This window comes from Paenibacillus sp. J22P277 (genome assembly GCF_059383675.1).
The window spans coordinates 591506-600803 of the sequence record NZ_JBXENS010000008.1; the positions used below are offsets into that span (position 1 = coordinate 591506).

Annotated in this window: 8 protein-coding genes; all 8 read left to right on the forward strand. The window is 60.0% G+C overall.

Annotated features, from left to right (window positions below):
• Window positions 1-27 precede the first annotated feature (27 nt).
• The 8 genes from AC50YL_RS29485 to AC50YL_RS29520 all read left to right on the forward strand — a co-directional run bounded on the left by AC50YL_RS29485 (window position 28) and on the right by AC50YL_RS29520 (window position 9006).
• A complete protein-coding gene (locus tag AC50YL_RS29485; protein WP_494836698.1) occupies window positions 28-456 on the forward strand; it encodes a hypothetical protein in 429 nt (142 codons plus the stop codon).
• 175 nt (window positions 457-631) lie between these two features.
• Window positions 632-1609 (forward strand): aldo/keto reductase, encoded by a 978-nt coding sequence (locus AC50YL_RS29490; protein ID WP_494836699.1) that lies wholly within the window; start codon window positions 632-634, stop codon window positions 1607-1609.
• Between the two features lie 246 nt (window positions 1610-1855).
• The gene (locus AC50YL_RS29495; protein WP_494836701.1) at window positions 1856-3271 is read left to right on the forward strand and encodes an extracellular solute-binding protein; all 1416 of its coding nucleotides are present in this window, start codon (window positions 1856-1858) and stop codon (window positions 3269-3271) included.
• 78 nt (window positions 3272-3349) lie between these two features.
• Window positions 3350-4231, forward strand: coding sequence for a carbohydrate ABC transporter permease (locus AC50YL_RS29500; protein ID WP_494836703.1), 882 nt, complete (start codon window positions 3350-3352; stop codon window positions 4229-4231).
• Window positions 4231-5130 carry a carbohydrate ABC transporter permease gene (locus AC50YL_RS29505; protein ID WP_494836742.1) on the forward strand — a complete coding sequence of 300 codons (900 nt, stop codon included), beginning with the start codon at window positions 4231-4233 and terminating at the stop codon, window positions 5128-5130. Before AC50YL_RS29500 ends, AC50YL_RS29505 begins: the two co-directional genes overlap by 1 nt.
• 86 nt (window positions 5131-5216) lie before the next feature.
• The gene (locus AC50YL_RS29510) at window positions 5217-7013 is read left to right on the forward strand and encodes a sensor histidine kinase (protein WP_494836705.1); all 1797 of its coding nucleotides are present in this window, start codon (window positions 5217-5219) and stop codon (window positions 7011-7013) included.
• Between the two features lie 5 nt (window positions 7014-7018).
• Window positions 7019-8707, forward strand: a complete 1689-nt coding sequence (locus AC50YL_RS29515) for a response regulator (RefSeq protein ID WP_494836706.1) — start codon at window positions 7019-7021, stop codon at window positions 8705-8707.
• 50 nt (window positions 8708-8757) lie between these two features.
• Window positions 8758-9006, forward strand: a complete 249-nt coding sequence (locus AC50YL_RS29520; protein WP_494836707.1) for a hypothetical protein — start codon at window positions 8758-8760, stop codon at window positions 9004-9006.
• Window positions 9007-9298 lie beyond the last annotated feature (292 nt).

The following is a 9298-nucleotide window of genomic DNA, read 5'->3' on the forward strand; positions in this document are numbered from 1 at the left end:
CGCCGCGAAGCAAAGGGGGCAAACGGCATGGCGGATGAGCAAACGATCGAGGGAAGCGCGGCAGGGCAAGCCGATTCCGGTAAGCCGGAGGCAAACGGTGCAAACGCCGGCCGATCCGGCGTGCGGCAATCCATCGCCGATCGGCAGAACGGCCGGCGGACCGCCGATGGGGCGGCGGCCGGCCATTCGGGAATAGCCGGGGGCGGCGACGGCAGTGCGGCTGCCGCGACAGGTGCGGCGCCCGGTGCAGTGCCGACAGACGGAGGCACGCCGGCCGCAGCCGACGCCGGAGCCCGGGCGACGGCGGACCTCGCCGGGGGCTCGGGACCCGAGATCGGCCCGGACCGCGAGGACGGCGGAGATCCCGCCGTCGGCCCGGCAGGCGCGGCCCCGCAGTGGCGCGAGTTCTACCGTGCGATCCGGGAGGCGGTTACGGATATGCGTTCCGGTAAATAAGACTTCATGACATTCTTTTGCCGCTTGCTTTTCTATATAATGATGAGGTTGGGATTCCCTTCCTCATTTTTTTTATTTCATCGATTTCAATCGAAACCGGAGAACGGCGAGGGGAAACCATTACCTTCGCATAGGGCTGTTTGTATCCGGTTACATCCAAAGGAGCAGTGAGAGAATGAAGTACGCGTATTTGGGACGTTCGGGTTTGAAGGTCAGCCGTCTATGCCTCGGCACGATGAATTTCGGCGTGGATACGGAAGAGCGGGAGGCGTTCAAGATCATGGATGCGGCGCTTGACGCAGGCATCAACTTTTTCGATACGGCCAACATCTACGGCTGGGGCGAGAATTCCGGACGCACCGAGGAAATCATCGGCCGCTGGTTCAAGCAGGGCGGCGGACGCCGCGAACGCACCGTGCTGGCGACCAAGTTCCACGGCGACATGCACGACAAGACGGACGGTCCGAACCAAGCCAGCGGTTTGTCCGCTTACAAGCTGCGCCGCCATCTGGAGGGTTCCCTTCAGCGCCTGCAGACCGATCACATCGAACTGTACCAGATGCACCACGTCGACCGCAACGTCGGCTGGGACGAGCTGTGGAACGCGTTCGAGATCGCCCAGAACCAAGGCAAGATCGGCTATGTCGGCGCCAGCAACTTCGCGGGCTGGGATCTGGCCGTAGCGCAGGGAGAAGCCAAGGCGCGCGGCATACTCGGCCTCGTATCGGAACAACATAAATATAACCTGCTTTGCCGTTTGCCGGAATTGGAAGTGCTGCCGGCGGCGCAAGGCCTCGGCATCGGCGTCATCCCGTGGAGCCCGCTGGACGGCGGCATTCTGGCGGGCAACATCAACCGGGGCGGAGCCGGCAAACGGAGCGGCGACAAGTCCCGCCTGGACAAGCATGCGGCGCAGCTGGCTGCCTACGCGGGACTTTGCGATGAGCTTGGCGAGCGCGAAGACGTCGTATCGTTGGCGTGGCTGCTGGCCAATCCCGCGGTCACCGCGCCGATCATCGGCGTGCGGACGCTGGAACAATTCGAGCGTTCCCTGCGTGTCGTCGAAGTGGAATTGGATCAAGCGACCCTGTCGCGCATCGACGAGATTTTCCCGGGTCCCGGCGGAGATGCGCCCCGTGCGTACGCCTGGTAAGAGCTTGTACGTCAATTAACCTGACATGAAGGGTATTATCCTCTGATTGAAAACGCTGCCCGCAGGATATTCGCCTCCTGTGGGCCGTTTGTTTGCCCCTCCCCCGCCGCCTCCGTCGAAAAGTCGCCCGGACCCATCGTAATTTCGACCTCCTGCTTTTTTCCATCCCCTACTATAATTGACTTGTAAGCAACGGCGGCAAGAGCCTGGAACCATGAACACCATATAAACGGGGAGGTCTTTTCGATGAAGAAAGGCTTGGCAATCGCCGCGGCGACGTTGATGTCGGCATCGCTCGTTCTTTCGGCTTGCGGTTCCGCGAACGACAACGCGAACAATACGGCGGGAACGGGCAACGCGAACGCCGATGCACCCGCGAACTCCAATGCGAACGCTCCCGCGAATTCGAGCACGGAACCGGTAAACGAACCGGCGAACGAACCGGTTGCGAAGGACGTGACCTTATCGCTCCGCCACACGCAGATCAAGGAAACGAGCAAGGTCCGGCTGAAGATCCTCCAGGACGTCGTCGCGAAGACGCTCGAGGAGAATCCGGGCCTCAAGATCAACCTGGAAGGCATCGACGAGGTCGTCAACCGCGACCAGAAGCTGAAGGCGGAGATGGCGGCGGGCAATCCGCCCGATATCTTCGAAGTGTTCGGAGGCGCGGATCTGAACCTCTACGTGAAGGCGGGCCGCATGCTCGACCTGACGCCGATCATCGACGAACTCGGCATCAAGGACCAATTTGCCAGCCTGGACGAATTCGCCATCGACGGCAAAGTTTACGGCCTGCCGTTCGGCGGCTACAGCGAAGGCGTTTTCTACAATAAGAAGCTGTTCGCGGACATGGGCTTGACCGTTCCGACGACGTTCGACGAGCTGCTCACGCTCGCCGATGCGATCAAGGCGAAAGGCAAGACGCCGTTCGCGCTCGCCGCGAAGGACGCCTGGGTCAACGGCATGCTGTGGAATACCGTCATGGAGCGCCATGTCGGCATCAAGGGCTTCGAAGGGCTCGTCACGGGCGCGACGAAGTGGACCGATCCCGACTTCGTGGCCGGCTTCGCGGATTACGCGAAGCTCGTCGACAACGACTACTTCACCAAAGGCTCGCTCGGTCTGCCGTACGCGGAGCAGGGCGCGAGATTCCTGAAAGGCGATGCGGCCATGGTATTCACCGGCACTTGGGACGCCAACCGGTTCACGGGCGACGAAGCCGGCGACCTGAAAGGCAACATCGGCTACTTCTCTTTCCCGTCCATCGCGGGCGGCAAAGGCGATCAAACCTCGATCAACGCCAGCTATTCCAACGGCTTCGGCTTCTCGTCCAACTTGACGGACGACCAGAAGGCGATGGTCAAAGCGTTTATCAAGAATTTTTTCAATGAAGAAATTCAGAAGCGCACGCTGCTCGAAGACAAGGTGCTTCCGTCGATGAAACTCTCCGATCTGTCCGGCGTGGATCCGCTGATCTCCGAAGTGCTGCAGGTGATGGCGAGCGCGTCTTCTTCCTGGAAAGCGTTCGACGCGATCGTGCAGCCGAGCGTCGGCGCCGACGTAGGCGTGGGCCTGCAGGAGTTGATCGGCAAAGTGAAGAAGCCGGACGCCGTGGCCAAGGAAATCCAGGCGTCCCAAGACAAAGCGAACGCACAGAAATAGATTGCGGAAAAAGAGGGTGCCCTCCGTGCAAGGCACCCTCTTTTTTGCTTCATACCGCTCATATCCAGGAGGTCCCTCATGAACAAAGCGCTTCGGAATCCTTGGACCTACGCGGCATTCGTCGTGCCGACATTACTGCTGTACGCGCTTTTTTTCGTATATCCGGTCATCGTTTCGTTTATCTACGGGCTCTATCGATGGGACGGCGTGTCCCCGAAAATCTTCATCGGGATCGACAACTTCAAGCGGCTGCTGCAGGACGCGGTATTTCTGAAGGCGCTCGGCAACAACCTGTATTTCATGGCGTTCTCGCTTATCGTCAACATTCCGCTCGTGTTCCTGATCGCCATCGCGATCAGCAAGGTCCGGCGCATGCGCGGCTTTTATAAATCCGCGGTGTTCATTCCCGTCGTGATCTCGACGGCGACCGTGGCTATCCTGTTCGGCGTGCTGTACGACTACGAATCCGGGCTTATCAACCAAGCCCTGCGCCTCGTCGGCGGCGACAGCTGGGCCCTCGAATGGCTGTCGAAACCGAATCTCGCGATGCTTTCCATCCTGATCGCGAATGCCTGGCAAAACGTCGGTTTCTTCATCGTGCTCTGCCTGGCCGCGATTCTGAACATCCCGCGGGAAATTACCGACGCGGCCAAGATCGACGGCGTGAACGGTTGGAGCGAGACCCGGCTCGTCACGCTGCCGCTAATCCGCCCGATCCTGTTCGTCATGCTGCTGCTGACCGTTTCCGGCACGCTCAAGGTGCTCGACATCGTCCAGATCATGACGAACGGCGGGCCGTTCCAATCCACCGAGGTCATGTCCACGTACATGCTGAAGGTCGGCTTCCGGTCGCTCGAGCTCGGTTACGGCAGCGCGATCGGCGTCGCCATGTTCGTCATCACGATGATCATGTCCGGCGTGCTGCAGCGCATGTCCAAGTCGGAGGAGGTGCAGTATTGATGAATGTCACGGCGCAAACGCGAACGAACGCCGACAAGCCGGGCCCCGCGAGCGGCGGCCTTCCGCTGCCCAGCCGCCTTCGGAGCAGACAATTGCCGATGCATGCGCTGCTCTGGGCATACGTCGTCATCGTGCTTTTTCCGCTCGTCTGGCTGCTGTTGTCTTCCTTCAAGACCAACCGCGAAATCACGGTCAATACGTGGGCGCTGCCTAAGCAGCTTAATTTCGCCAATTATAAAGCCGCTTGGGAGGCCGCCCATATCGGGACTTATGCGCTGAACAGCTTGTTCGTCACGCTGGCCGCCTGTTTCCTGACGCTGCTGCTTTCCTCGGCCACGGCATTCGCCCTCTCGCGGATGACGTTCAAGGGACTCAGCAAACGCGTCTACGCGTTCATCCTGTTGGGGTTGATCGTGCCGCCGAGCGCGGTTTTCATTCCGCTGTACCAACTCGTGACGGATATCCATCTGATCAATACGCTTCGATCGCTTATTTTGGTATACTGCACCTATGCTTTGCCGATCACGATTTTTATTCTCCACGCCTTCATGCAGTCCATTCCGCTCGAGCTCGAAGAGGCGGGCATCATGGACGGGCTGGGGGCGGCTGGGCTGTTCGCCCGAATCATTCTTCCGATTACGGTGCCGGCTTTGGTGACCGTATTCATATTGGCTTTCATCGGCAACTGGAACGAATATATTTTTTCGCAGCTGTTCGTCACGTCGGAGTCGCTGCGCACGCTGCCGACGGGCATGGCGACGTTCAACGACGGGTACCGGACGAACTTCGCGTCGCTGTCCGCGGCCGTCATCATCAGCATTATTCCGGTGCTGGCGGTGTACATGTTCCTGCAGCGCCAAATCATCGACGGCATGACCGCGGGAAGCGTCAAGGGCTGACGCCGGCGCTTCCCGCAACGCGGCGCGGCAAAGTCCGATCGCCCGCCATTGCAGGAGACGCCATTATTACGAGGAGCCTTCCGCCCATGAATCTTCGTCCCAAGCTGCTGGTTGCGTTCATCACCCTGATCGTCGTGCCGCTGATCGGGCTCGGCATCGCGTCGTTCGTGAATTCGGAGCATTTGCTGGAGAAGAAATACAGCGAGCAGACGGAAATCACGCTCAAGGCGGTCGGCGGCAACATCCGCTACTTCTTCCGGGAGCTCGATCAACTCACCGATTCCAGCGTCACGAACCCGAGCGTTCAGGAAGCCCTGCGCAGCTCGCGCGATTCGGTCAACGACGCGAGCCGGCTGATCGCCATCAGCCAATACGAGAAATCCCTCGGAAAGATCCTTTTCCAGAATCCCGCGCTCAGCATGGTCGTGCTTTACGGCAAGGACGGCACGATGTTCCGTTCCTACCGGAACGATCCGACGACGTTCAAGCCGATCCCGTACGATTTGCTGCAAAACCATTCCGTCTATCCAGACATCATGCGGCTCGCCGGCCGCCCGCTCTGGCTCGGTCCCTACGAGCAGCCGGAGCTGACGGGCACGGACGCCGCGTTGTTCACGCAGATGCGCGTGGTCAAGGATGCCGACACGCTGAACGATTCCGGGATCATGGTCACGCAGGTGAAGTCGGACGAGGTCGACAACATGCTGCAGGATTTCACGCTGACCGGCGAGCAGCAGACGCAGACGCGGTATCTGATCATCGACCGGGACGGGCTCGTCATGCTGGACAGCCGGCATGAGCTGAACGGCCGCTTGGCCGGCAGCGAGACGCGGCTCGACCTGCAGGGCACCGTGCGTTACGCGAGTTACCGCGGATTATTCGGCAGCGAAGACTCGCTTATCTCCGCGTACAATCTGGATCGGAGCGGCTGGGTGCTCGTTTCCGTGAAGTCCTGGCAGTCGCTGACGAGCGAGAACGTCCGCTTCGTGCAGTGGATCGGCGGCATCACGCTGCTCTGCCTGATTTTCGCGATCTTGTTCAATATCTTTTTCGTCAGCCGGGTCGCCAAGTCCATCATCCGCGTCGTGCGCAAGATGCGTCTCGTGGAGCAAGGACTGTTGGACATCCGCGTGCCGGCGAAGGGCAAGGACGAGACCGTCCTGCTGGCGCGCAGCTTCAACAGCATGGTGGACACGATCGGCCGGCTGCTGAGCGAGGTCCGGACCGAGCAGGAGCGCAAGCAGCGGGCGGAGCTGATGCTCATGCAGGCGCAGATCAAGCCGCATTTTCTGTTCAATACGCTGGAATCGATCAACGCGCTGGCCGCTCAGAACGAAGGCGGCAAAATCATGGCGATGGTACGCCGGCTCAGCATTTTGCTGCGCACGAGCATGCATCCATCCGAGATCATCGCGGTCCGCGAGGAGATCGAGCATGTGCGAAGCTACCTCGAGATTCAGAAATACCGCTTCGAGGATCTGTTCGGCTACGAGCTGGATATCCCCGACGAAGCGCTGGATTGCACGATTCTGAAGCTGACGCTGCAGCCGCTCGTGGAGAACGCCATCCAGCATGGTTTCGAGGGCCTCCCCTACGGCGGCACGATTCGCATAGCGGTAACGGCGGAGGCGGACGATCTCGTCTTTGTCGTCTCGGACAACGGCCTCGGCATGGACGAAGTCGCGCTGAAACGAATCAACGGCCCCGGCCGGCTTCGGGAGACCGGGATGAACGTCGCGGAGCAGGGCGAGCGCCGGGGAATGGGACTTCGCAACGTCGCGGACCGGCTACGGATCCATTACGGACCTAAGTACGGCCTCCGGCTTTGCTCCGCGGCGGGGCATAGCACGGTCATCCGGATCAAGATTCCGAAGCAGAGGTGATGCGCATGAACGGCAAGGTACTGCTCGTCGACGACGAGCTTCATATCACGCGAAATTTGGAAAAGGTCATCCCATGGGGCATGCTTGGCTTGGAAATCGCCGGAACGGCGAAAAACGGCGTCGAAGCGCTGGAGCTGCTGACGGCCGAGGAAGTCGATCTCGTACTGTGCGACATCCGCATGCCCGTCATGGACGGTTTGGAACTCGTCCGCAACATCCGGGAGCGGGGGCTGCCTTGCGATGTCATCATGCTGTCGGGCTATCAGGATTTCTCGTATACGCGCTCGGCGATCCAGTACGGGGTCAAAGATTATATTTTGAAGCCGATTCCGTACGACGAGCTGACGGGCGTCATCGCCCGGGTCATGTCGGAGCAGCGCGGCAAACGGGCGCGGGAGCACGAGGAGCGGCGCAAGCTGGACCGCATGATCGATTTGGCCAATGAGAAGATCCTCTACGACGTCTTGATGGACTACACGGACTTGACGCCCGATCATTGGCTGATGGCGGGACAGGAGCAGATGATCGGCGAACCCCAATACACGCTTATCGTGCTCGATATCGACGTCGGCTCGGAGGATGCCAAGGATTGGCGCGAATGGCCGGACAAAGAGCGGAAGATGTGGAATTTCGCCGTCTGCAACGTCCTGCGGGAGACGCTGCAGAACGCGAGGCTTCCGCATTGCGTCATCCAGATGCGCGACGGGGAGTGGTGCGTGCTCATGCTCGGCGGCGCGGACGAGGAGACGGAGATCGGGCTGCCGGCGGCACCTGTTCGGGAGCAGCTTTGCGGGCAGCGGGTCGTCGGCTGGATCGAGCTGCTGCTGCAGTCCGTGCGGCAGAACGCGAAGCTGCGGCTGCATGCCGGCGTCTACTACAAGCTTGCGGCGATGAACCGGCTGGCGGAAGCATACAAGATCGTGCAGCGCGGCATGCAGCTGTCGACGGATTCCGCGCAGATGGCCTTCTACGGCAGCGAGCAGCCCTCCGCTTATGAGGTCGGGCGGACGCTGTGGGACATCGCGGAACGGCTGATCGGCGCCATGAAGCGGGGCGACGCGGCCGGCGTCGGCGAGGAGCAGCGGCGCATCGCCGAGCAGCTTCAGCAGGCGAACGGAGGAGCGGAAGGGCGGTTGAAACCGTGGCTGCATTTTCTGGCGCTGCATCTGATGCGGGAGTTAAAGGAAGCGGAGCTGCTGCCGCGGGAGCAGGAAGAGGCGCTTTGGCGCAAGATGGATTTGCGTTTTGGCGTGAAGGATCTGTTTGCCGCCATCCGGCAGGCATCCAGCGAAGGCGTCGCCCGTTCCACGGACAAACGGAAGCATTCCGAGCTGCAGATGATGGAAGCGAAGCAGTTTATCGACCGTCACCTGTTCCGCGATCTCTGCGTCGAGGAGACGGCGTCGTACGTCGGCCTGTCGACCTCCCACTTCAGCCTGCTTTTCAAGGGCGCCTACGGGGAAACGTTCATCGAATACGTGACGCGGCAGCGGATGGAAACCGCCAAGGCACTGCTGGGGGACACGCCGAAGAGCATCGCTCAGATCGCGAAGGAAGTCGGCTATTCGGAACGGCGGTATTTTACGAAAGTGTTCATGAAATACACGGGCCGGAATCCGACGGAATACCGGATTTCGCTGCAGGGGGCGGGCTTGCAGGCGCACGCCGAGGAAGAGCCGGAGGAAGACCGGTAGGCGGCGCTGGCCGTCCGGACACGGAAAGCGACGGGAGTTGGTGAGCAGTCATGGGAGAGCTGCAGTCGAGCGCGGCGAACTGCATTGTAAGCGCGGCCCGCGCGTTGATCGGCGTGATCCAGCCGCGGGGCCGTCTGCCGTTGACCATGTCGGAGCTGTACCCGTTCGGCTGGCGCTGGGAAGCGTGGGCGCCAATAATGGAGGCGGCGTCATTTGGTTACCGAGACTGCTTCGCGCTGCGGGCAGTCTCTTATTTTACTCAGAGCGTACGAGTTTTCTGCGCTGTCTATTGGCTGTAAAATTTTACAACTTGCATCCATCTCTTGATCCTAGTAATATATATTCTTGTCGCCAGGCAAGAACGAGAGGTCGGCGGTATCCAAAACAGTTCCGAGTTTCATTGTGAACCATTTGGGAAAAAGAAACAGTTGCAATGTTGCTAGCGAATATGATATATTCTTGTTCCGGGCTTGCACCGGAGTAACAACAAGCAACACACTTGTACCTTGAAAACTGAACAATGAGCGACCTGTCAAAAGGTTATAAATACGGTGAAACGATCGACGTCATCTAGGTGACGAAGCGAGTTTC

What these genes read in the sequence shown, in the direction of transcription:
- AC50YL_RS29510 (WP_494836705.1), top strand. Translation starts at nt 5,217, where the DNA reads ATGAATCTTCGTCCCAAGCTGCTGGTTGCGTTCATCACCCTGATCGTC.
- AC50YL_RS29495 (WP_494836701.1), top strand. Translation starts at nt 1,856, where the DNA reads ATGAAGAAAGGCTTGGCAATCGCCGCGGCGACGTTGATGTCGGCATCG.
- AC50YL_RS29500 (WP_494836703.1), top strand. Translation starts at nt 3,350, where the DNA reads ATGAACAAAGCGCTTCGGAATCCTTGGACCTACGCGGCATTCGTCGTG.
- AC50YL_RS29505 (WP_494836742.1), top strand. Translation starts at nt 4,231, where the DNA reads ATGAATGTCACGGCGCAAACGCGAACGAACGCCGACAAGCCGGGCCCC.
- AC50YL_RS29520 (WP_494836707.1), top strand. Translation starts at nt 8,758, where the DNA reads ATGGGAGAGCTGCAGTCGAGCGCGGCGAACTGCATTGTAAGCGCGGCC.
- AC50YL_RS29485 (WP_494836698.1), top strand. Translation starts at nt 28, where the DNA reads ATGGCGGATGAGCAAACGATCGAGGGAAGCGCGGCAGGGCAAGCCGAT.
- AC50YL_RS29490 (WP_494836699.1), top strand. Translation starts at nt 632, where the DNA reads ATGAAGTACGCGTATTTGGGACGTTCGGGTTTGAAGGTCAGCCGTCTA.
- AC50YL_RS29515 (WP_494836706.1), top strand. Translation starts at nt 7,019, where the DNA reads ATGAACGGCAAGGTACTGCTCGTCGACGACGAGCTTCATATCACGCGA.